We start from the raw sequence: 21,184 nt of genomic DNA on the forward strand, positions 1-21,184 counted from the left end.
CGCTGCCGGTTTTGCCGGAAAGGAAATTTATGCGCATACAAGATGCAGTTTTAGACGCGCTTGAAAAAAATCGCGGAGAATACCTCTCCGGCGAGCAGCTTGCGTCGTCGCTCGGCGTTTCCCGCAATGCCGTGTGGAAAGCCATTCAAAAGCTTGAAGAAGCCGGGCATAAAATTCGCGCCGTGCCAAAGCGCGGCTACACGCTGGCGCCGGAAAGCGATGTGCTCACCGTGCAGAGTGTCTCACGGTTCCTCGATACCGATATGCCGGTTTACTTGCAGGTGCAGACCGAAGTCACCTCTACCAATACGCTTTTAAAGGCACAGGCGGAGCAGGGCGCGCCGGAGGGTACCGTGCTCATTGCGGAATCGCAGACGGCAGGCAAGGGCAGGCTCGGTCGGCACTTCACGTCGCCGCCGGGTACAGGTATTTATTTCAGCCTGCTGCTCCGCCCGCACTGCACCGCTGAAAAATCGCTTTTCATCACGACTACCGCAGCGGTCGCCGTGTGCGAAGCCATTGAGCAGGTCACGGGGCTAAACCCGCAAATCAAATGGGTGAACGATGTTTACCTCAACGAGAAAAAGGTCTGCGGCATTTTAACGGAAGCTTCCGTCGATTTTGAAAACGGCGGTCTCAACTGGGCCGTGCTCGGCATCGGCATCAACATCGCTGTGCCGGAAGAGGGCTTCCCGGAGGAGATTCGCTCCATCGCCGGTGCTATTTTCGACGGCCCGTGCCCCGTGGAGATGCGCAGCCGCATTTCGGCTGCCGTCATCAGCCGCTTTTTCGCGCTGTATAAGAACCTCGGCTCAAACGCGTTCATCGAATCGTACCGCAGCCATTCGTTCCTCACCGGCCGCGCCATCACGTTCTCGCTCGGGGAGGAGACGTACCGCGGTGTCGTCACCGGTATCAGCGACGAAGCGCACCTGCTCGTCCGTCTCGATAGCGGCGAGGAGCGCGCGTTTTCCGCAGGCGAGGTGCAGATCCACAAGGGCTTTGCAAACCCAAAAGCCGAATAAACTGCTTAGTGTGCCGTATTCCGAAATGAATAGGGGTAAATAACATGAACAGCAACAGAGAGAAAATCACCAATATCGTCATGGTCGGCGTATTCGCCGCCGTGCTCGCCGTTTTGTCACAGATTTCGTTCCCGCTGCCGAGCGGCATCCCGGTCACCTTACAGACCTTCGCGGTCGCCCTGTGCGGCTATGCACTCGGCTGTAAGCGCGGCACGCTCGCCGTGCTCGTCTATATCGTGCTCGGCGCTGTCGGTCTGCCGGTGTTTGCAAACTTCTCCGGCGGCTTCGGTTCGCTTGTCGGTCTCGCGGGCGGCTACATCTACGGCTTTCTGCCCATGGCTGCGCTGTGCGGTCTCGGCACAAAAATGCCGCACCGTGTGCTCGCCATTGTACTCGGTGTTGCGGGTCTTGCGGCTTGCCATCTGTGCGGCACGATTCAGTTCGGCATTATCTCCGGCAACGGCCCGTGGGCGGCGTTCCTTGTGGCCTCCGTGCCGTATCTCGTCAAGGACATCGTCTCCGTTGCGGCGGCTTACGGCGTAGCGACTGCTCTCAGTTTCGCGCTGAAGAAGAGCGGCATTCACATCGCAGCGTAAAAGCGTTTCACAAAGCGTTTGGAATAAAATAGAAACCGAAAAGGCCGTCTGCAAGGGAAAGTCCCGCGCAGGCGGTCTTTTGCTTTGACATCAATACAGCATTGTGCTATACTGAATTTTCAAGGGAGCATTCGCGCCCAATACACGATAAAGGAGGCTGTACCATGGATGTTCGGGTAGGCGACAAATTACAAATGAAAAAGCCGCACCCCTGCGGGACAAACGTGTTTGAAGTGCTGCGCATCGGCGCGGATTTTAAAATCCGCTGCACCGGCTGCGGCAGAGAAGTCATGGTGCCCCGCCACAAGTGTGAAAAGAACATTCGCAAGATCGTGCGCGAAAGTGCCGGCAGCGAGCAGTAGCGCCTCTCAGACCGTTTCATTTTACTATCTGTCTGAAAGGAAGCTTTGCTATGTTTGAAAATCTCTCGGTTTTTGAAAACCGATATGAAGAGCTTAATATGAAGCTCTATGATCCCGCCGTTGCGGCAGACCGCAATCTCTACCGCGACCTCATGAAGGAGCACAAAGAAATCGAACCCATCGTGGAGAAATACCGCGCCTTAAAAAAGGCCGAAGCATCGCTCGAGGATGCCGAAGCGATTTTAAACGACTCCGAAGCCGATAAAGAGCTGCGCCAAATGGCGAGCGACGAGATGAGCGCCGCCAAAAGCGATATCGAAAGCATCTCGGAAGAACTCAAAATTTTATTATTGCCTCGCGACCCCAACGACGACCGCAGTGTTATCGTGGAAATCCGCGGCGGCGCAGGCGGCGAGGAAGCGGCACTGTTCGCCTATAACCTTTACCGCATGTACAACATGTACGCCGAAAAGCGCGGCTGGAAAACGGAGATCGTCAGCCTGAATGAAACGGAGCTTGGCGGCTTTAAGGAAGTCAGCTTCACAATCGACGGTGACGGCGCGTATTCCAGATTAAAATTTGAAAGCGGCGTGCACCGCGTGCAGCGCGTGCCGGAAACGGAAACGCAGGGCCGCATCCACACAAGCACCGCTACGGTCGCCGTTTTGCCGGAAGCCGATGAGGTCGAGCTCGAGATCGACCCGAAAGATTTAAAGATTGATACATTCCGCTCCAGCGGCGCGGGCGGGCAGCACATCAACAAAACGTCGTCTGCCATCCGTGTTACGCACCTGCCCACCGGCACGGTCGTCGAGTGTCAGGACGAGCGCAGCCAGTACAAAAACAAAGATAAAGCCCTGCGCGTCCTGCGTGCCCGACTGTTAGACGCTAAGGTGGCGGCGCAAAACGCCGAGATTGCCGCAAACCGCAAAAGTCAGGTCGGCACCGGCGACCGTTCGGAGCGCATCCGTACCTACAACTACCCGCAGCTGCGCGTGACCGATCACCGCATAGGCCTGACAATCTACCGCCTGTTCGACGTCTTAAACGGTGACCTCGATGAAATCATTGACGCACTCATCGCCGCAGACCGCGCCGAAAAATTAAAAGAGAGCATGGAGAACGGATGAACATGGATACGCGATTATTGGATGAAAAAAACGAACAGGATATAAAAGAAGCGGGGAAGATTCTGCGCCGCGGCGGTCTTGTCGCCATCCCCACAGAGACCGTCTACGGCCTCGCCGGCAATGCGCTGGACCCTACCGTCTCCGCACAGATCTACAAAGTGAAGGGTCGCCCGTCGGATAATCCGCTCATCGTGCATATCGCGGATATCAAAGAATTGCCTGCGCTTGTCGAAGAGATTCCCGAAGCCGCCAAAAAGCTTGCAGATGCCTTTTGGCCGGGCCCGCTTACCATCATCATGAAAAAATCGCCGCTTGTGCCGATGCAGACGACCGGCGGTCTCGATACGGTTGCCGTCCGCATGCCGTCCGATCCCACCGCGCGGGCGATCATTAACGCCGCAGGCGTGCCGCTTGCCGCGCCGTCCGCGAATCTCTCCGGTCTGCCCAGCCCCACATCGTTCCCGCATGTGTGCGATGATCTCATGGGCCGCGTAGACGGCATCGTGAACGGCGGCGACTGCGAGGTCGGCGTGGAGTCCACCGTTATCACCGTCGTCACCGAGATACCGCGTGTGCTGCGCCCGGGCGGCATTTCCGTGGAGCAGCTGCGCCGCGTGCTCGGCAGGGTAGACGTGGACCGCGCCGTGCTGGAAAAGCCCGCGGAAAACGCCAAGGTCGCCTCGCCCGGCATGAAATACAAGCACTACGCGCCGAAAGCGGATGTCTACATGGTGGACGCTTCCGCCGAAGACTACGCCGCGTTTTTGCATACGCACTCCGAAGCAGCTGCACTTTGCTTTAACGAAGACGTGCCGTACCTCAAAAACCGGTGCGTGCCCTACGGCAGCGCCGCAGATTCCCTTTCGCAGGCGCACGGGCTTTTCACGTCGCTCCATCACCTCGATGAGATCGGCGCAAAGACCGTTTACGCCCGTATGCCGCGCAAAAGCGGCGTAGGCCTTGCGGTTTATAACCGTCTCATTCGCGCTTGTGCGTTCCGCATCGTAACGCCGAACGAGCAGCTCGTCATCGGCCTTACGGGCCAGACCGGCGCGGGCAAATCGACGGTCGCAAAGCAGCTTAAGGCGCGCGGCTGCGTCATCATCGACTGCGACGCCGTTACGCACGATCCGTCTCTTTATGCAGGAACATGTCTTACGGAGTTGCAAAATGCGTTCGGCCGTGCTATTATAAAAGAAGACGGCACGTTAGACCGCCGTCGTCTCGCAAACCTCGCGTTTGCAAGCGAAGAGGGCAAAGCGAAGCTGAACGCCATCACGCATCCCGTGATCTTAGCGCGTCTCAAAAAGGAGATTGCCGCATATAAAGATGCAAAGGTCATCGTGCTCGACGCTCCGACGCTGTTTGAAGCCGGTGCAGATCGCCTTTGCCGCCGTGTGGTCTCCGTTCTTGCGGATGAAACCGTGCGCCTTGGGCGCATCTGCCGCCGCGACGGTCTCACGGAGCAGGAGGCCCTGACGCGCATGCACGCCCAGCAGAGCGACGATTTTTACATCGACCGCTCCGATTACACACTCGATAACACCGTCGCTGTTTCGGCGGACGATATGGATAATATGCTCGCAGTGCTTGGCTGCGCACACCCCGGTGAATCCGATTGAATAAGAGAAGCAAACATTTAAAAAAGTCCAAAAAGAAGCCCTTGTGGCCATGGATTCTTATCGCCGGCATTGCAGCTGCCGTGCTCGTTGTTTTCGCAGTGCAAAGGCTGCATCCCGATGTAGACCACATGCTTTACCCGCGCAAGTACGGATCCATCGTCAAAAAAGAAGCGAAGGAGTACGACTTGCCGCAAAGCCTTGTCTATGCCGTCATCAAGGCGGAAAGCGATTTCGACCCCGAGGCGGAGTCTCCGGTCGGCGCGCTCGGGCTTATGCAGATGATGCCCGAAACGTTTGACTGGATGCAAACGCATATCGGCGGGGAATATGACGCAAGCGCTTTGCTCGACCCCGAAATCAGCATCAAATACGGCTGTGCGCTGCTGCGCGTGCTTTTAAACGAGTACGACAACCTCGCCACAGCGGTCTGCGCCTACAATGCAGGCATGGGAAACGTTACGTCGTGGCTTTCGGACCCCGCATATTCCGAAGACGGAGTGACCTTAAAAGAAATTCCGTTTGAAGAAACGCGTCTTTACGTCCAGAAAGTCCTTCAGTATAAAGAAACTTACGAAAAATTGTATGGGGGAATTGAAAATGGCTAAAAAAGCAGCGGAAAAATCCGCAAAAGAGCTGTCCGAAATGCTCCTCAACCCGCGCAAGAACGGCTTTTTCAAGGTCACAGATGAGAAGATCGAAAAAGCAGATAAGTTCTGCGAAGGCTACAAGGCATTTTTAAACAGCGCCAAAACCGAGCGCGAATCCGTCGAGTACGCGGTCGCGGCTGCAGAAAAGCACGGCTTTGTGCCGTTTGACCCGAAGCACAAGTATGCGGCGGGCGACAAAGTGTACTACAACAATCGCGGTAAAGCAATTTGCCTTGCCATCATGGGTAAAGAGGGCTGCAAAAACGGCGTTCGCATTGCCGCAGCACACATCGATAACCCGCGTCTCGACTTAAAGCCCATCCCGCTTTATGAATCCTCCGAGATGGCGTACCTCAAAACGCACTACTACGGCGGCATCAAAAAGTACCAGTGGACGGCGATTCCGCTCGCCATGCACGGCGTTGTCGTGAAGAGCGACGGCACGGTCATCAAGGTCTGCATCGGTGAAGAAGCGGGCGATCCGCAGTTCACCATCACAGACATTTTGCCGCACCTCGGTCAGGATCAGGCTACAAAGCCGCTGGGTACTGCCTTTACAGGCGAAGACCTTAACATTCTCATCGGCAGCCGCCCGGTTCGCGACGAGGAGGCTAAGGATGCATATAAGCTGAACATCATGCGTCTCTTAAACGAGAAGTACGGCATCATAGAAGCCGACCTCATCTCCGCAGAGATCGAGTTCGTCCCGGCGTTCAAGGCGGTGGATATCGGCTTTGACCGCAGCCTCGTCGGCGCTTACGGCCACGATGACCGCGTCTGCGCATACCCGGCACTTGAAGCTATCCTCAACTGCAAGAACCCGGTGCAGACCGTCGTCACTGTGCTCACCGATAAGGAAGAGACCGGCAGCGACGGCAACACGGGCCTCAACTCCGAGTACATGCGTTACTTCATCGCTGACCTCGCGCAGGCAGAGGGTGAAGAGCCGCGCCACGTGCTCTCCAAGTCCACCTGCATTTCCGCCGACGTCACCGCGGCATATGATCCGCATTATGCTTCCGCTTACGAGGCACAGAACTCCACCTACATCAACGGCGGTCTGGGCATAGCCAAGTACACCGGCGCACACGGCAAGGGCGGTACGTCCGACGCGAACGCAGAGTTCGTCGCCAAAATCCGCCGCACGTTTGACGATGCAGGCGTGCTTTGGCAGATCGGCGAGCTCGGCAAGGTCGATCAGGGCGGCGGCGGCACGGTCGCAAAGTTCATCGCGAACCTCAATGTCGACGTGCTCGACATCGGTGTGCCGGTGCTCTCCATGCACGCACCGTTTGAGGTTGTCTCCAAGCTCGATGTCTACATGGCCTACAAGGGCTTCAAGGCGTTCTTCGACGAGAAGTAATTTGTAAAGCAAAATAGCATTACATAAAATTTCAAAAAGCTGTACGTAAAGTTCCATTGCTTTACGTACAGCTTTTCTTTATATCTTCAAGCAAAAAGCCCGCCGCAAAGCGCAGCAGGCCCAATTCTTTGTGGTAAGATGTTTAACTTTACAGCGGCAGCTGATCCAATTCGTCCTCTGTAAACACCGGGATGCCGTTCGCGTTCAGAAGCTCCACGGTTACACCGTTGCCGGGAATCTTGTTGCCCGTAAACGTGCCATCGTAAATGAGTCCTTTGCCGCAGGACGGACTTTTCGCCTTCATCACGGCAAAATCCACGTGGTTCAGCTTCGCAAAGTACAGCGCCGTCTCTGCGCCTTTTGTGTACGCCTTCGTCACGTCCTTGCCTGCACAGGAGATCACCTTGTCACCCTGCCGCTCCGCCGGGTCGCGGGGCGTGGGCAGACCGCCCATCTGCTCGGGACATACGCCGATGATCGTGTTGCTTTCTGCAAGCTTAATGAGCGCATCGCACTTGCAGCCGTCGCCCTTATAGCGGCATTCGCAGCCCAAAAGGCAGCTGCTTGCCAAAATTACAGCCATGTTTATACCTTCTTTAAATTTGATTTTTGCACTAAAAGCGGGTCATTGCCCGTAGATTTCCGGTTCGTTCTCGTCCTGCTCGTAGATTTCCACGTTCGTCTTGCCGTCCACAGCTTCCAAATGCACGGCGATGATCTCGCGTAGAGAGGTGGGGATATTCTTGCCCACAAAATCAGGGCGAATGGGCAGCTCGCGGTGACCGCGGTCGACCAAAACGACCAGCCGAATGCGCGCCGGCCGCCCGAAACGGAACACCGCGTCGATTGCCGCGCGCACCGTGCGGCCCGTAAACAGCACATCGTCCACCAAAATGACTTCCTTGTCGTTGAGGTCGACCGGAAGTGTCTGCGTGTTCACAGTCGGCAGGTCGTGCCGCTTTGTCAGGTCGTCACGGTAGAATGTAATATCCAGTGTGCAGGTTTGCACCTTTACACCGGTGTGTGTCTCAATGTTCGCCGCAATCTGCTCCGCAAGCGGCACACCGCGCGTTTTGATGCCGATGAGCACCACGTTTTCGAGGTCGCGGCTTTTTTCAATGATTTCATAAGAAAGCCGCGTCAAAGCGCGCTTTACGGTAACATCGTCCATCAGCTGGGCTTTCAGCTTCATAGGCATGCTTGTCAATCCTTTTTTAAACTCTTTGATTTATTGTAGCATTTCGGCGCTTTTCCGTCAAGACGCGTCTCTTTCGGTTGATTTTTGTCAAAGCGTGTGCTATGATATGCTTTGAAAATAAACGAAACAAGGCGGTGCGCCGTCTTACGGACTAAGGAAGGTCAAACATGGAAGCATATCTTTCCAATCTTACGGTTTTCAACCACCCGCTCATCAAGCACAAGGTCAGCCACCTGTGCGACGTTAACACCGGCACCAAGGAATTCAGCGAACTCGTCAAAGAGCTTGCCATGCTTATGGGCTATGAGACACTCAAGGAGCTCAAAACGAAGGACGTGGAGATCCAGGCGCCGCTGCAGAAGATCATTACCCCGGTGCTTGCAGAGGATTTCACCATCGTTCCGATTCTGCGCGCCGGCCTCGGCATGGTAGACGGCCTGCGTGAGCTTTCGCCTACGGCAAAGGTCGGTCACATCGGCCTTTACCGCGACGAGGAAACCCTAAAGCCGATGACGTATTACTTTAAGCTTCCGGTCGATACCGCAGACGGCCCCGTCGTCGTTGTTGATCCGGCGCTTGCAACAGGCGGCAGCGCAGATGCAGCCATCCAGTTTTTAAAGGACGCAGGCTGCAAGAACATCAAGTTCATGTGCATTTTCGCGTCCGAAGTAGGCATCAAGCTGCTGTATGAAAAGCACCCGGATGTCAAAATCTACGCGGCAAACTACGCACCTGGCCCGCTGAACGAGAACGGCTACATTCCCACCGCAGCCGGCGACGCAGGCGATCGCCTGTGCGGCACAGTCAGCTATAAACCGAATAAAAACCAGTAATCCTTGTAAACGTAAAAGCTCTTCGCATGGTTCGAAGAGCTTTTACTGTCTTGTGCGGCCTTTTTTGATGAATATTCACAAACTATTCACAAGTGCGCGAATTACGTTGACTTTCGTCGAATGTTGTGCTATAGTTTAGTGTTGGAAAACGAAATACGATCTTTAACCCCGATACTGTGATATTGGCAAGATTGACTCTTAATACGTCTTTACAGACGGCGTGCTGACAAGGCTCAAGCTCTGCCCATTTTACAGGCAGAGCTTTTCTTTATGCTCGGAAAAGCATAGGGGAGAAGAGAACGTGTTTTGGGGTAAGAAATGAAACCACGGTTCGGAAGAAAGGAAATGATTTCATGAAGTTGATTTACGGCATCGAAGATAAGCCGAAGTTCAGCAAAACACTGGTCTTCGCATTCCAGCAGATGATCGCCATCATGGCGGCTACGCTGCTCGTACCGCTGCTTGTCACCAGCTACGGCCTGCAGGCAGACGCCGCAGCCGCACTGTTCGGCGCGGGCATCGGCACCATCGTATACCTGTTCTGCACCAAGCGCAGAAGCCCGGTATTCCTCGGCTCCTCGTTCACCTTCCTCGGCGCGTATGCGGCTACAATCGGTCAGAATTACGGCTACTGGGGCATGCTCATCGGCGTTGCGTTCGCAGGCCTTGTTTACGTCATCATCGGTCTTGTCATCAAGGTCGTCGGCTCCGGTTGGGTCAATAAGCTGATGCCGTCCGTCATCATCGGGCCGATCGTCGCGCTCATCGGTCTGTCCCTCTCCGGCACGGCAACAAGCTGGATCATGGGCAACGGCGCGGCAGCTGTCGTATACGGCGAGACCTACAACTGGGCTGCCATCATCTGCGGCATCTTCACCTTCTTCATGATTGTCATTGCGTCCGTTAAGGGCTCCAAAACCGTCAAGCTCATTCCGTTTATCGTCGGCATCGGCGCGGGCTATGCACTTGCACTCGTCTTTACAATCATCGGTATGGCAACGGGCACAGAGAGCCTCAAGCTCCTTTCCTTCCAGCCGTTCATCGATGCATTCGGCACATTCAGCATCACCAGCATCGTCGATTATCCGAAGTTCTTCTTCCTCAAAGCAATCGAGACGAACGGCCAGTATCCGCTTGATGCGGCTGCCATCGGCAACATCGCCATGATCTACATTCCGATCGGCGTCGTCGAGCTCGCACAGCACATCGCTGACCACAAGAACCTCAGCACGGTTGTCAACCGCGACCTCATCGCAGACCCGGGCCTCGATAAGACCCTCATCGGCGACGGCCTCGGCTCCATTGTGGGCGCGTTCTTCGGCGGCTGTGCAAACACCACCTACGGCGAGTCCATCGGCTGCATCGCCATCACCGGCAACGCTTCCGTCGTTTCCATCCTCACCGCGGCACTCGGCTGCATGGTGCTTTCCTTCTTCACTCCGTTCGTCGTGCTCATTAACTCCATTCCGAAGTGCGTCATGGGCGGCGCGTGCATCGCGCTCTACGGCTTCATCGCCGTTTCCGGTCTCCAGATGCTCCACCGTGTTGATCTCGGCAACAGTAAGAACCTGTTCGTCGTCAGCTCCATCCTCGTCTGCGGCATCGGCGGTTTGTACTTCGGCTTCGGCACGAACAGCATCACCGGCGGCGCTCTGCTGAACATCACGTCTTTGGCTGTTGCCCTCATCGTCGGCATTGTCACGAACCTCATCGTCAATAACGGCAAGCTCAGCAGCGGCGAGGACGGTCTTAGCAGTGCAGCTTCCGAAATGGGAAAGGTAGACCCGGAAACCACCGAGATCCCCTCCCGTAAAAGCAAAAAGAAGTAATTCTTCAAAAAATAGCGTTAACTGAAATGCACAGCGCCCGGGCTTCACGGCTCGGGCGTTTTTCTGTTGTAAAGGAATTCGACTTGCTTTTTTCCCGTCATCCGATATAATAATAAAAGATACCGAAAGAAAGGGGAGAGCACCGTGCGGAAACGAAAAAAATACAGCCCCATCCAAAAGCCGCATCCGCTGCATTTGGAGCGCATTATGAACCTAAAGCGTTGGACGGGCATTCTGCTTATCTGCGCCGCCGCTTTCATGGCGCTTGCACTGTTTGTCATGTGGGGTTTGCCGGTGCTTTTCCCGCCCGAAGATCCGGAGGATTCCCTGCCGCAGGCCACCGTACTGCCCACCGCGTCCCCCGCTGCAAGCACGGAGGAAAACGACTTGCCTATGCTCGAGGACAGCGTGAATCTGTTCGTCATCAACGAAGACCACCCTGCGGACGCGGATTTCGCCCCCGAGGAGACCGCCGAGTTTGACAGCGTCACGGTCGATGCCCGCATTGTGCCGGCACTCACCGCACTGTGCGATGCCGCAAAAGCAGACGGTGTCACGCTCAAGTTTTCCGGCGGCTATGTGTCCTATGCAGAGCAGGAAGCGCTTTATAACGCCGAAGTCGAGCGCCTTATCGCGGCAGGTTCCACCAAGATTATGGCGCGCGAAGACGCAAAATCCACCGTGTCCGCGCCCGGCACAAGCGACCTGCAAAGCGGCCTGTGCATCACTGTGCAGGACGACCCCGCAACGTTTTCGACAACGGATACCTACGGCTGGCTGCAAAGAAACATGGCGCATTACGGCTTTGTGTTCCGCTATCCAGCCGGAAAAGAGGATGAAACCGGAATTAAACGCAATGATCTTGTCCTGCGCTATGTCGGCACAGAGCACGCCGCCGCCATCCGCAGACTCTCCTTTTGCCTCGAAGAATACCTTCGCTACATCGGCGCCTAACGAAAAAAACGGATGCTTTCGGGAAGAAAAAGAAAAAAGTTTTCTGTTTTTTTGAAAAAGACCTTGCATTTTAGAATTTTTTGTGCTAACATAATTAGCGCTATGTTTATGTGTTAACTTCGCTGTTAACCGACTAACCGCAGATCAACCGAAAGAGGTGACAGATATGAAGAATATACATCCGGACTACCAGGAAACGACCATTACCTGCGCATGCGGCAATGTGATTCACACGCGTTCCACAAAGAAGGACATCCGCGTTGAAATTTGCTCCAAGTGCCATCCGTTCTTTACGGGTAAGCAGAAGCTGGTTGATACAAGCGGTCGTGTTGATATGTTCAACAAGCGCTACGGTATCACGAAGTAAATTTATATGGATCGTTCAGGGCGGTGCTCTTTCGGGCATCGCCCATTTTTTCTCCAAAGGCAAATCGCGTTCGTTTCAAAACAGAGGGGAGCGGTAAAAATGGCAGAGTACAAAACCGTGCGGAAAAACGCGCAGGACCAGTTTGTGGAAAAGCGATCGCGTTTCATCGGTTATGCCTGCCCGGTGCAGACCGAGCAGGAGGCGCTCGATTTCATCACGTCCAAAAAATCCGAGCACTGGGATGCCAGTCACAACGTCTATGCGTATATCCTGCGCGACGGCACCATGCGCTTTTCGGATGACGGCGAGCCGCAGGGCACGGCCGGTATGCCGGTGCTGGATGTCCTGCGCAAAAGCGGCGTTACGGATGTCGTCACGGTTGCCACGCGCTATTTCGGCGGCATTCTGCTCGGGGGCGGCGGTCTCGTTCGCGCGTATTCGCACACCGCGTCCATCGCCCTGCAGGCGGCACAGATCATTACCATGCGCGAGTGCCTGCTGTTGTCGCTCACCTGCGATTACGGCCGGTACGGCCGCGTTGCATCGCTTGTTCCGGAATGCGGCGGCGTGACGGACGATACGGTCTTTGAGGAAAAAGTCACCGTCAAATTTCATTTGGCGCCCGAGCTGCTCGGCACATTCCGCAAAAAACTTGCGGATGCCACAAATGGGCAGGTCGATGTGACAGAAGACGGAAAAAAATTTTTTGAATTTGAAGAATAAAAGAAGTAATTTCGCCGTTTGCGGCGTATATAATACTATGAGGGCAAAAATCAGGGCGTTTTGCTCCGAGCTTTGCCCGTAATCCCAACGGCATCGCGCCGGCGGTCACGAAAGGGGGCGGTGGAATGCCGTTGCCGGAGTCCTTTATGCAGGACTTAAAATCGCGCTGCGACATTACAGACATCGTTTCCTCGTATGTCAACCTAAAGCGGCGCGGCAAAAACATGGTGGGACTGTGTCCCTTCCACAACGAAAAATCACCGTCCTTCAACGTCTACCCGGAGAATAACTCGTTTTACTGTTTCGGCTGCGGCGCGGGCGGCGATGTCATCACATTCATCCGTAAGATTGAAAATCTCGATTACATCGAGGCCGTGAAAATGCTCGCGGACCGCGTGGGGCTGCAAATGCCGGAGCAGGGCGTGGACGATTCCATGAGCCGCCTGCGTCAGCGCGTGCTGGAAATCAACCGCGAATCCGCCCGCTTTTTCCACAGCGCGCTTTTAAGCCCGGAGGGTAAGCCGGGGCTTGATTATTTCGCGCGCAGACGCCTGCCCATGAAAATGATCCGCCATTTCGGGCTCGGCTGGGCGCCGGAAAGCCGCTTTGCGCTCGTTAATCACCTGCGCTCCAAGGGCTATTCCGAGCGCGAGATGATTGCGGCGAACGTCGCGGTGGAGACGCGCTCCGGCCGCGCGATGGATCGTTTCCACGCACGCGTCATGTTTCCTATCATTGATCTGCGCGGCAACGTGGTCGCGTTCGGCGGGCGCATTTTGACAAACGAAAAGCCGAAGTACATAAATACATCGGATACCCCGGTCTACCACAAGAGCAGCGGTCTTTTCGCGATGAATTTTGCAAAAAACGCGCTCGAAAACGACCGCATCATTTTGGCTGAAGGCTATATGGACGTCATCTCGCTGCACAAAGCGGGCATTGAAAACGCCATTGCGTCGCTCGGCACGGCACTCACCGCAGAGCAGGCGCGCATCATTGCCCGCTATGCGAAAGAGGTCGTCATTTGCTACGATTCCGACGAAGCCGGTCAAAAGGCCGCACAGCGCGCCATTCCCATTCTGCGCGGCGCAGGGCTTTTGGTGCGCGTCATGGCCGTGCCCGGCAACAAAGACCCGGACGAGTTCATCAACGCATGCGGTGATGAAGGCGCGGCGCGTTTCCGTAGGCTCATTGAGCAAAGCGGCAACGATGTGGAATACCGCCTTGCAAAGCTGAAAAGCGGGTATGATTTAAGCAACGAAAACGGGCGTATTCAATACCTGATGGCCGCCGTAGAGCTGCTGGCGGGCCTTGAAAACGCCATTGAGCGCGACGTGTACGTCAGTCGCCTTTCGCAGGAATTGAATGTTGACAAAAACGCCATTTTGCAGCAGATGTCCGTTTCCGTGCGCAAAAAAGCGCGTGCGGCGCAGCGGCAGCAGCAAAGGGACATGACGGAGCAGCTTTCCGCGCGGCGCGATACCGTAAACCCCGAAAAGCGCCGCTATGTCCGCGTGGCCAACGCCGAAGAGCGGCTCATCGCGTGCCTTTTCCACAATAATGACCTCGCACAGAGCCTGAACCGCCGCGTGCCGCCCGAAAAATTCGTGACGGCGTTCAATCGCCGGTTATATCAGAGCCTCCTGGGCAAGATTATAAACGAAGAAACGGTCACATCACCGCAGATTACAGACTTTTCGGCGGAATGTACGCCGGACGAAATGGGCCGCCTTGCGAAGATTGTGCAGGAAAACGCCGGCATCACCGCCAAAGACGCGGAAGAATACGTGCAGATCATTTTGAGCGAAGGCGCGTTGACCGATACCGATAAGGTGCGTGGTGCGAACCCCGCCGACCTGCAGGCGCAGCTCGATGCACTGCGCAAACAGAAAAAATAGGAACGTTATGCTTTAAAACAGAATGGAGATAAAAAGGCAGCGTGCAGACGCTGCCGAGGGAATAAGGGAAAACACAGGAAAGGTATGATAAACTATGGCAGCACCCGATAAGAAAACCGTGATCCGCGATCTGATTGAGCTCGGCAAAAGCAAAGGCCAGCTCACCACAAAGGAGATCCTCGACGCCATCGGCGAATTGGATTTCGACCCGGAGCACATTGAAAAATTCTATGATACACTGGAATCGCACGGCATTGAGATTATCGATGACTTCAGCGATATCCAGATTGATGACATCGACCTTTCCAAAGTATCCGGCGCAGATACGGACGATTTTGATGCCGGCATGGGCATGGAAGGCGTCGCCATCGATGACCCGGTCAAAGTTTACCTGAAAGAGATCGGCCGCGTGCCGCTGCTTTCCTCCGAAGAAGAAGTGCGCCTTGCCATCGCCATCAAGGACGGCGACGAAGCCGCGAAGAAGCGCCTTTCCGAAGCGAACCTGCGTCTTGTCGTCAGCATCGCGAAGCGCTATCTCGGCCGTGGCATGCAGTTCCTTGACCTCATTCAGGAGGGCAATCTCGGCCTCATCAAGGCTGTTGAAAAGTTCGATTATACAAAGGGATTCAAGTTCTCCACCTACGCAACGTGGTGGATTCGTCAGGCCATCACGCGCGCCATCGCCGACCAGGCCCGCACCATCCGTATCCCGGTGCACATGGTGGAGACCATCAATAAGGTGAAGAAGGTCTCCAGCCAGCTGCTCCACACGAGCGGCCACGAGCCGACCGCGGAGGAAATCTCCGACGAGCTCGATATGCCGGTTGATAAAGTGCGCGAGATCATGCGCGTCGCGCAGGAGCCTGTCTCCCTTGAAACGCCGATCGGCGAGGAAGAGGACAGCCACCTCGGCGACTTTATCCCGGATGACGACGCACCGGCCCCGGCAGATGCCGCTTCCCATACGCTGCTGCGCGAAACGCTCGGCGATGTGCTCGATTCCCTCACCCCGCGTGAGGAAAAGGTGCTGCGCCTGCGCTTCGGCCTTGAGGACGGCAGAAGCCGCACGCTCGAGGAAGTGGGCAAGGAATTCAATGTCACCCGTGAGCGTATCCGCCAGATTGAAGCAAAGGCGCTCAGAAAGCTCCGTCACCCGAGCCGCAGCAAGAAGCTGAAGGATTTTCTGGATTGATCCCGAAAGGATAGGCACATACCATGCACATGACACTGGAAGCGGACTACGCAGTCCGCATCGTGGAATTTTTGGCCGTGAACCCCGGGCGCGCAGATGCCAAAACGATCTCGGAGCGCACAAGCGTCACGCTGCGCTTTACGCTGAAGATTCTGCGCACGCTCGTTTCGGACGGCATCGTGCGCTCGTATAAGGGCGCAAAGGGCGGCTATGAGCTTGCAAAGCCGCCGAAGGAGATCACGCTGCGCAGCGTGATCGAGGCGGTGGAGGGGCCGTATATGATTTCCCGCTGCCAGGGCGATGCGTACAGCTGCCAGCGCACCTCGTGCCGTTTGCATCACATCTACGGTGAGGTCTCGCAGCTTGTGCGCAATAAGCTGGAGTCCTACACGTTCGCGTCCATCTGTGCCTGCGAGGATACCGAGGCGGACGAAAAAGGCGAGGGGAAAGAGGCAGAAACGTAAGCGAATCCGCGTAAAAGTACACGCAAGTACATACTTAAAACGCAAGAATTCGTTTTGAAAGTGGCTTTCGCTTTTTAACTTAATTTCTTCGGCATCCAAAATTCAACATCAACAAAACAAAAACCTTCCCGGTTTCGTTTCCGCTTGGAAACCGGGAAGGTTTTGCGTGTTTTTAAGCGGTGTGAACGCCGTGAGACGCTGCACGGGCAAGAGCTGCGGCTCAGTTTATGCGGCTGCCGCCCCATTCCACCGCTGTGAAGCCGTCGCGGGTGGGAGCGGTGAGCGTTTGCGCGGGAATGTCGACTTTCTCTTCAAGCGGTTTCCACGCCATGAAGACCCGAAGGAGCGTGTCGGGCGCGGGGGAGATATCCAGCTGCGCCACCTGCGTATAGCAGTCGGACTGAAACGCGATGAGATTATAGGGATTTTCCTGCATCTGGGGAAGCCAGTACACGATGAATTCATTCGCTTCTTTGCGGGTGAGTCCGAGGTCGCGCAAGGCATTTTCGAGGAAAGCGGCGGTGTCGCTGCCCGCTACGCAGAAGCCGTGGGAAAGATCGTATTCCGCGCTGTCCGTGCCTTCCCAGTACAGGTAGTTATACGTTTGGCCGTCCTCGTCCGTCAGAGTACCGTCAGGTTTCGCCGAAACATGCCAGCCGGTTTTGTAATTCGGGTAGGTGCAAGTGAGCGTTCCGTCGTACGCGAGCGTAACCGAGATGTCCGTTTTTTCTTCCGGATAAAGATAAATCACCGGCTTTAACGTGAGTTGCTCTTCTTCGCGTTCACGGCATGCCGAAAGCCCGCACACGAAGCTGATTGCAAGGGCAGCGGCGAAAATCTGCTTTGCGAAATGCTTTTTCATACAGTGTTCCTCCTCAAATTAAAATGATTAGCAGCGGATAAAAATAAAGCCCGATTGCAGTTTACAAGGTCCATGTGCTATCGGGTATACGGGTCAAAATTCAATTTATTCTGCTTTGGAATTTGAGAAAAGAAAAAGGGAATAAAACTCGAAAAATTTCGGGAAAAGGCTTGACAAATCCACAGATACGGTGTATCATATTACAATGTATCATCATGGATAGATATGCCATTTCTTTCTCTGATCTGCATTATAACACAGTTCCGAAAAATAATCAAGCATAATCTATAAAATTCACATGAACGGATATTCTTTCCGCCGTTTTTAAGTGATTTTGCTTAAAAACACGGGTCAAATACTAAGAATGGAGTGGTTGAGTCAATGGTGAATGTTAAGCCGGTACAGCTTGGCAAGAACACACGCATGAGCTTCTCGCACATCAATGAAGTTCTCGATATGCCGAACCTGATCGAGATTCAGAAAAATTCCTACGACTGGTTCCTGAAGGAAGGTCTGAGGGAAGTTTTTGACGACGTCTCCGGCATTACGGATTTCAACGGAAATCTGGTTCTGGACTTCGTGAACTACAAGCTCGACGAAAAACCCAATTACACGGTAACGGAATGCAAAGAGCGCGATGCTACCTATGCGGCAGCCCTGCGCGTCACTGCACGCCTTCTCAACAAGGAAACGGGCGAGATCAAGGAATCTGAAGTCTTCATGGGCGATTTCCCGCTGATGACACCGTCCGGCACCTTTGTGATCAACGGCGCAGAACGTGTTATCGTTTCCCAGCTTGTTCGTTCTCCGGGCGTCTATTATAAGATGGAGTACGATAAAACAGGCAAACAGCTTTTCTCTTCCACCGTCATTCCGAACCGCGGCGCATGGCTGGAGTACGAAAACGATGTGAACGACGTACTCTACGTGCGTATCGATAAAAACAGAAAGCTTCCGATGACCGCGTTCATCCGCGCACTCGGTCTCGGCACCGACGAAGAGATCAAGGAATACTTCGGCGAAGACGAGCGCATCCTTGCGACCATCGATAAGGATACCACGCACACCATGGAGGAAGGCCTCTTTGAGGTGTACAGAAAGCTCCGTCCGAGCGAGCCGCCCACGGTTGAAAGCGCGCAGTTCCATTTGAACGGCCTGTTCTTCGACCCGAGACGCTACGACCTCTCCAGAGTCGGCCGTTATAAGTACAATAAGAAGCTGAACCTTGCCGGCAGAATCACCGGCCGTCAGCTTTCCCGCCCGATCGTCAACCCGGCGACCGGCGAGGTGATGGCAGAGGCGGGCACCGTTGTGTCCCGCACGCTTGCCGAAGACATCGACAACGCCGGTGTGACCACCGCCTGGGTTGCCCTTGAGGACGACAAGGAGACGAAGGTCATCTCGAACGGCATGGTCGATATCGCAAAATACGTTTCCTTTGATGCAGAGGCAGAGTGCGGCATCAACGAACGTGTGCGCTACGCAGTGCTCTCCGAGATTCTCGAAGAGTGCGGCGACGACGAAGAGAAGCTCAAAGAGCAGCTCACCGCACGTCATGACGAGTTGATCCCGAACCACATCATCATTGATGATATTTTCTCCTCCATCAACTACATGACCTGCCTTGCTGTCGGTCTCGGCTTTACGGACGATATCGACCAGCTCGGCAACCGCCGTATCCGTTCCGTCGGCGAGCTGCTGCAGAACCAGTTCCGCATCGGCTTCTCCCGCTTGGAGCGCGTGATCCGCGAGCGCATGACGCTGCAAGGTCAGGATATGGAATCCCTTACACCGCATTCTCTCATCAATATCCGTCCGGTCGTTGCAGCGATCAAGGAATTCTTCGGTTCTTCTCCGCTGTCCCAGTTCATGGACCAGACGAACCCGCTGGCAGAGCTGACGCATAAGCGCCGTCTCTCCGCTTTGGGCCCGGGCGGCCTTTCCCGTGACCGTGCGAGCTTCGAGGTTCGAGACGTTCACTACACACACTACGGCCGCATGTGCCCGATCGAATCCCCGGAAGGTCAGAACATCGGTCTGATCTCCTATCTTGCAACGTTCGCAAGAATCAACCACTACGGCTTCATTGAAGCGCCGTACAGAAAGATTGATAAGGCGACGGGCAAGGTTACGAACGAAGTCGTTTACATGACGGCGGACGTGGAAGACGAGTTCATCGTTGCGCAGGCAAACGAAAAGCTGAATGAAGACAACACCTTTGCAAACGACAGCGTTCTCGCACGTTTCAAGGGCGAGTTCATTCAGGTTGAGCCGACCCGCGTCGATTACATGGATATTTCCCCGCGTATGGTCTTCTCCGTTGCAACGGCGATGATCCCGTTCCTCGAAAACGATGACGCGAACCGTGCTCTGATGGGCGCGAACATGCAGCGTCAGGCAGTTCCGCTGCTCCGCACCGAGTCTCCGATCGTCGGTACCGGCATGGAGTATAAAGCAGGCGTCGACTCCGGCGTCTGCGTCCTGTGCGAACGCGCAGGTGTCGTTAAGAGCGTCAGTGCAGACCTCATTCGCGTGACGACCGATAACGGCGATATCGACGACTATGTCGTCACAAAGTTCATGCGTTCCAACCAGAGCACCTGCATCAACCAGGTCCCGATCGTCAACCGCGGCGACCGCGTTGAAGTGGGCGATGTTCTGGCGGACGGCCCGGCCATTAAGAACGGCGAGATCGCGCTTGGCAAGAACGCGCTCATCGGCTTCATGACCTGGGAAGGCTACAACTACGAGGACGCCGTTCTGCTAAACGAGAAAATCGTACGCGACGACGTTTATACCTCCATCCATATCGAAGAGTATGAGATGGAAGCCAGAGATACAAAGCTCGGCGCGGAAGAGATTACCCGCGACATCCCGAACGTCAACGAAGATCTGCTGCGCGACCTTGATGACCGCGGCATCATTCGTGTGGGTGCGGAGGTTCACGCCGGCGATATTCTGGTTGGTAAGGTCACGCCGAAGGGCGAAACCGAGCTGACCGCCGAAGAGCGCCTGCTGCGCGCCATCTTCGGTGAAAAGGCCCGCGAGGTTCGCGATACGTCCCTCCGTGTTCCGCACGGCGAGTACGGCACCATTGTGGACGTTAAGGTCTTCACGAGAGACAACTGCGATGAGCTGAGCCCCGGCGTCAACAAGGTCGTGCGCTGCTATATCGCACAGAAGAGAAAGATCTCCGTCGGCGATAAGATGGCCGGCCGCCACGGTAACAAGGGTGTTGTTTCCCGCATTTTGCCGATGGAAGAGATGCCGTTCCTGCCGGACGGTACACCGCTTGACATCGTTCTGAACCCGTTGGGCGTTCCGTCCCGTATGAATATCGGACAGGTTCTCGAGGTTCACCTCGGCATGGCGGCAAACGCACTCGGCTGGAAGATTATGACCCCGGTATTCGACGGCGCACACGAAGCGGATATCCGCGAGTGCTTCCGCATGGCGGGCATGAGTGAGGACGGCAAGTTCCGTCTGCGTGACGGTCGTACCGGCGAGTATTTCGATAACCCGGTTACCGTTGGCTACATGTACTACCTCAAGCTCCATCATCTTGTTGACGATAAGATTCACGCCCGTTCCACCGGTCCGTATGCCCTCGTTACCCAGCAGCCTTTGGGCGGCAAGGCGCAGTTCGGCGGCCAGCGCTTCGGCGAAATGGAAGTTTGGGCGTTGGAGGCTTACGGCGCGGCTTACACCCTGCAGGAGATTCTGACGGTGAAGTCCGACGACGTTGTGGGCCGTGTAAAGACCTACGAAGCCATTGTTAAGGGCCAGAACGTGCCGAAGCCGGGCATTCCGGAATCCTTCCGCGTTCTTATCAAGGAACTGCAGGCACTCGGCCTCGACATCAAGGTACTGGATAAGGACAACGAGGAGATTGACCTGCGCCAGAGCTTCGACGATGACGATGATGTGGGTCTCACCCCGGGCGATCAGGTCTTTGATGAAGAAAACGTCGCAACGGACGGCGATTTCGACGGCTATTCCATCGAGAACGAAGACGGGGAAGAGGACGACTTCTTCTCTACCGGCGACGATGATGAGTTTGAAGGCTCCGATAACGATTTGTTTGACGGCATCGACGACGAGTTCTAATTTCGGGTGAAA

The 21,184-nt window shown here is 55.2% G+C and carries 19 protein-coding genes; 16 read left to right on the forward strand and 3 right to left on the reverse strand.

Features of this window, described 5'->3' with window-relative positions:
* Window positions 1-29 precede the first annotated feature (29 nt).
* From ACLTX1_RS07080 to ACLTX1_RS07110, 7 genes are all read left to right on the forward strand, one after another.
* Entirely contained in the window at window positions 30-1,025 is a 996-nt protein-coding gene (locus tag ACLTX1_RS07080) for a biotin--[acetyl-CoA-carboxylase] ligase (protein ID WP_308448130.1), read from the forward strand.
* Window positions 1,026-1,069: 44 nt separating this feature from the next.
* Window positions 1,070-1,621, forward strand: coding sequence for a biotin transporter BioY (locus tag ACLTX1_RS07085; protein ID WP_308448131.1), 552 nt, complete (start codon window positions 1,070-1,072; stop codon window positions 1,619-1,621).
* Between the two features lie 164 nt (window positions 1,622-1,785).
* Window positions 1,786-1,983 (forward strand): DUF951 domain-containing protein, encoded by a 198-nt coding sequence (locus ACLTX1_RS07090; RefSeq protein ID WP_176821211.1) that lies wholly within the window; start codon window positions 1,786-1,788, stop codon window positions 1,981-1,983.
* A 50-nt stretch (window positions 1,984-2,033) separates the two neighbouring features.
* Entirely contained in the window at window positions 2,034-3,113 is a 1,080-nt protein-coding gene (gene prfA / locus ACLTX1_RS07095) for a peptide chain release factor 1 (protein WP_176821212.1), read from the forward strand.
* Entirely contained in the window at window positions 3,110-4,735 is a 1,626-nt protein-coding gene (locus tag ACLTX1_RS07100) for an L-threonylcarbamoyladenylate synthase (RefSeq protein ID WP_412330683.1), read from the forward strand. Before prfA ends, ACLTX1_RS07100 begins: the two co-directional genes overlap by 4 nt.
* Before the next feature lie 41 nt (window positions 4,736-4,776).
* A complete protein-coding gene (locus tag ACLTX1_RS07105) occupies window positions 4,777-5,340 on the forward strand; it encodes a lytic transglycosylase domain-containing protein (RefSeq protein WP_176821214.1) in 564 nt (187 codons plus the stop codon).
* Window positions 5,333-6,745 carry an aminopeptidase gene (locus ACLTX1_RS07110; RefSeq protein ID WP_412330684.1) on the forward strand — a complete coding sequence of 471 codons (1,413 nt, stop codon included), beginning with the start codon at window positions 5,333-5,335 and terminating at the stop codon, window positions 6,743-6,745. The genes ACLTX1_RS07105 and ACLTX1_RS07110 overlap by 8 nt, the downstream gene beginning before the upstream one ends.
* Before the next feature lie 148 nt (window positions 6,746-6,893).
* Here ACLTX1_RS07110 and ACLTX1_RS07115 read toward each other — a convergent pair whose 3' ends face one another.
* Both ACLTX1_RS07115 and pyrR read right to left on the reverse strand, forming a co-directional pair.
* Window positions 6,894-7,328, reverse strand: coding sequence for a DUF523 domain-containing protein (locus tag ACLTX1_RS07115; RefSeq protein ID WP_316686012.1), 435 nt, complete (start codon window positions 7,326-7,328; stop codon window positions 6,894-6,896).
* Between the two features lie 42 nt (window positions 7,329-7,370).
* On the reverse strand, window positions 7,371-7,937 hold the full coding sequence (pyrR, locus tag ACLTX1_RS07120; protein ID WP_176821318.1) for a bifunctional pyr operon transcriptional regulator/uracil phosphoribosyltransferase PyrR: 567 nt from the start codon (window positions 7,935-7,937) through the stop codon (window positions 7,371-7,373).
* Between the two features lie 173 nt (window positions 7,938-8,110).
* Here pyrR and upp point away from each other — a divergent pair, with 173 nt between their 5' ends.
* The 8 genes from upp (at window position 8,111) to ACLTX1_RS07160 (ending at window position 16,203) form a co-directional block, all read left to right on the forward strand.
* Complete coding sequence (gene upp, locus ACLTX1_RS07125) at window positions 8,111-8,776, forward strand: uracil phosphoribosyltransferase (RefSeq protein WP_308448135.1); 666 nt, start codon at window positions 8,111-8,113, stop codon at window positions 8,774-8,776.
* Window positions 8,777-9,129: 353 nt separating this feature from the next.
* Window positions 9,130-10,605: a uracil-xanthine permease family protein gene (locus tag ACLTX1_RS07130; protein WP_308448136.1), complete on the forward strand. Its 1,476-nt coding sequence runs from the start codon at window positions 9,130-9,132 to the stop codon at window positions 10,603-10,605.
* A 144-nt stretch (window positions 10,606-10,749) separates the two neighbouring features.
* On the forward strand, window positions 10,750-11,559 hold the full coding sequence (locus ACLTX1_RS07135; RefSeq protein WP_412330685.1) for a M15 family metallopeptidase: 810 nt from the start codon (window positions 10,750-10,752) through the stop codon (window positions 11,557-11,559).
* A gap of 166 nt (window positions 11,560-11,725) precedes the next feature.
* Complete coding sequence (gene rpmE, locus ACLTX1_RS07140) at window positions 11,726-11,926, forward strand: 50S ribosomal protein L31 (RefSeq protein WP_176821220.1); 201 nt, start codon at window positions 11,726-11,728, stop codon at window positions 11,924-11,926.
* Between the two features lie 99 nt (window positions 11,927-12,025).
* Entirely contained in the window at window positions 12,026-12,649 is a 624-nt protein-coding gene (locus ACLTX1_RS07145; protein WP_176821221.1) for a YigZ family protein, read from the forward strand.
* A gap of 125 nt (window positions 12,650-12,774) precedes the next feature.
* Window positions 12,775-14,547, forward strand: a complete 1,773-nt coding sequence (dnaG, locus tag ACLTX1_RS07150) for a DNA primase (protein ID WP_308448138.1) — start codon at window positions 12,775-12,777, stop codon at window positions 14,545-14,547.
* 94 nt (window positions 14,548-14,641) lie between these two features.
* The gene (rpoD, locus tag ACLTX1_RS07155) at window positions 14,642-15,739 is read left to right on the forward strand and encodes an RNA polymerase sigma factor RpoD (RefSeq protein ID WP_176821223.1); all 1,098 of its coding nucleotides are present in this window, start codon (window positions 14,642-14,644) and stop codon (window positions 15,737-15,739) included.
* Window positions 15,740-15,762: 23 nt separating this feature from the next.
* Entirely contained in the window at window positions 15,763-16,203 is a 441-nt protein-coding gene (locus tag ACLTX1_RS07160; RefSeq protein WP_308448139.1) for an Rrf2 family transcriptional regulator, read from the forward strand.
* Window positions 16,204-16,423: 220 nt separating this feature from the next.
* On the opposite strand, the gene ACLTX1_RS07165 is transcribed toward ACLTX1_RS07160, so the two are convergent.
* Window positions 16,424-17,065, reverse strand: coding sequence for a hypothetical protein (locus tag ACLTX1_RS07165; RefSeq protein ID WP_412330686.1), 642 nt, complete (start codon window positions 17,063-17,065; stop codon window positions 16,424-16,426).
* 381 nt (window positions 17,066-17,446) lie between these two features.
* Here ACLTX1_RS07165 and rpoB point away from each other — a divergent pair, with 381 nt between their 5' ends.
* Window positions 17,447-21,172 carry a DNA-directed RNA polymerase subunit beta gene (rpoB, locus tag ACLTX1_RS07170; RefSeq protein WP_308448141.1) on the forward strand — a complete coding sequence of 1,242 codons (3,726 nt, stop codon included), beginning with the start codon at window positions 17,447-17,449 and terminating at the stop codon, window positions 21,170-21,172.
* The last annotated feature ends 12 nt before the right edge of the window (window positions 21,173-21,184 follow it).

Origin of the sequence: Hominenteromicrobium sp. (assembly GCF_046974225.1) — a bacterium.
GTDB lineage: Bacteria > Bacillota > Clostridia > Oscillospirales > Acutalibacteraceae > Hominenteromicrobium > Hominenteromicrobium mulieris.

Coding starts and splice junctions, on each gene's coding strand:
- prfA (WP_176821212.1), top strand. CDS start 2,034: ATGTTTGAAAATCTCTCGGTTTTTGAAAACCGATATGAAGAGCTTAAT.
- rpoD (WP_176821223.1), top strand. CDS start 14,642: ATGGCAGCACCCGATAAGAAAACCGTGATCCGCGATCTGATTGAGCTC.
- ACLTX1_RS07080 (WP_308448130.1), top strand. CDS start 30: ATGCGCATACAAGATGCAGTTTTAGACGCGCTTGAAAAAAATCGCGGA.
- ACLTX1_RS07165 (WP_412330686.1), bottom strand. CDS start 17,065: ATGAAAAAGCATTTCGCAAAGCAGATTTTCGCCGCTGCCCTTGCAATC.
- ACLTX1_RS07110 (WP_412330684.1), top strand. CDS start 5,333: ATGGCTAAAAAAGCAGCGGAAAAATCCGCAAAAGAGCTGTCCGAAATG.
- ACLTX1_RS07090 (WP_176821211.1), top strand. CDS start 1,786: ATGGATGTTCGGGTAGGCGACAAATTACAAATGAAAAAGCCGCACCCC.
- rpoB (WP_308448141.1), top strand. CDS start 17,447: ATGGTGAATGTTAAGCCGGTACAGCTTGGCAAGAACACACGCATGAGC.
- rpmE (WP_176821220.1), top strand. CDS start 11,726: ATGAAGAATATACATCCGGACTACCAGGAAACGACCATTACCTGCGCA.
- pyrR (WP_176821318.1), bottom strand. CDS start 7,937: ATGAAGCTGAAAGCCCAGCTGATGGACGATGTTACCGTAAAGCGCGCT.
- upp (WP_308448135.1), top strand. CDS start 8,111: ATGGAAGCATATCTTTCCAATCTTACGGTTTTCAACCACCCGCTCATC.
- ACLTX1_RS07085 (WP_308448131.1), top strand. CDS start 1,070: ATGAACAGCAACAGAGAGAAAATCACCAATATCGTCATGGTCGGCGTA.
- dnaG (WP_308448138.1), top strand. CDS start 12,775: ATGCCGTTGCCGGAGTCCTTTATGCAGGACTTAAAATCGCGCTGCGAC.
- ACLTX1_RS07115 (WP_316686012.1), bottom strand. CDS start 7,328: ATGGCTGTAATTTTGGCAAGCAGCTGCCTTTTGGGCTGCGAATGCCGC.
- ACLTX1_RS07100 (WP_412330683.1), top strand. CDS start 3,110: ATGAACATGGATACGCGATTATTGGATGAAAAAAACGAACAGGATATA.
- ACLTX1_RS07160 (WP_308448139.1), top strand. CDS start 15,763: ATGCACATGACACTGGAAGCGGACTACGCAGTCCGCATCGTGGAATTT.
- ACLTX1_RS07130 (WP_308448136.1), top strand. CDS start 9,130: ATGAAGTTGATTTACGGCATCGAAGATAAGCCGAAGTTCAGCAAAACA.
- ACLTX1_RS07145 (WP_176821221.1), top strand. CDS start 12,026: ATGGCAGAGTACAAAACCGTGCGGAAAAACGCGCAGGACCAGTTTGTG.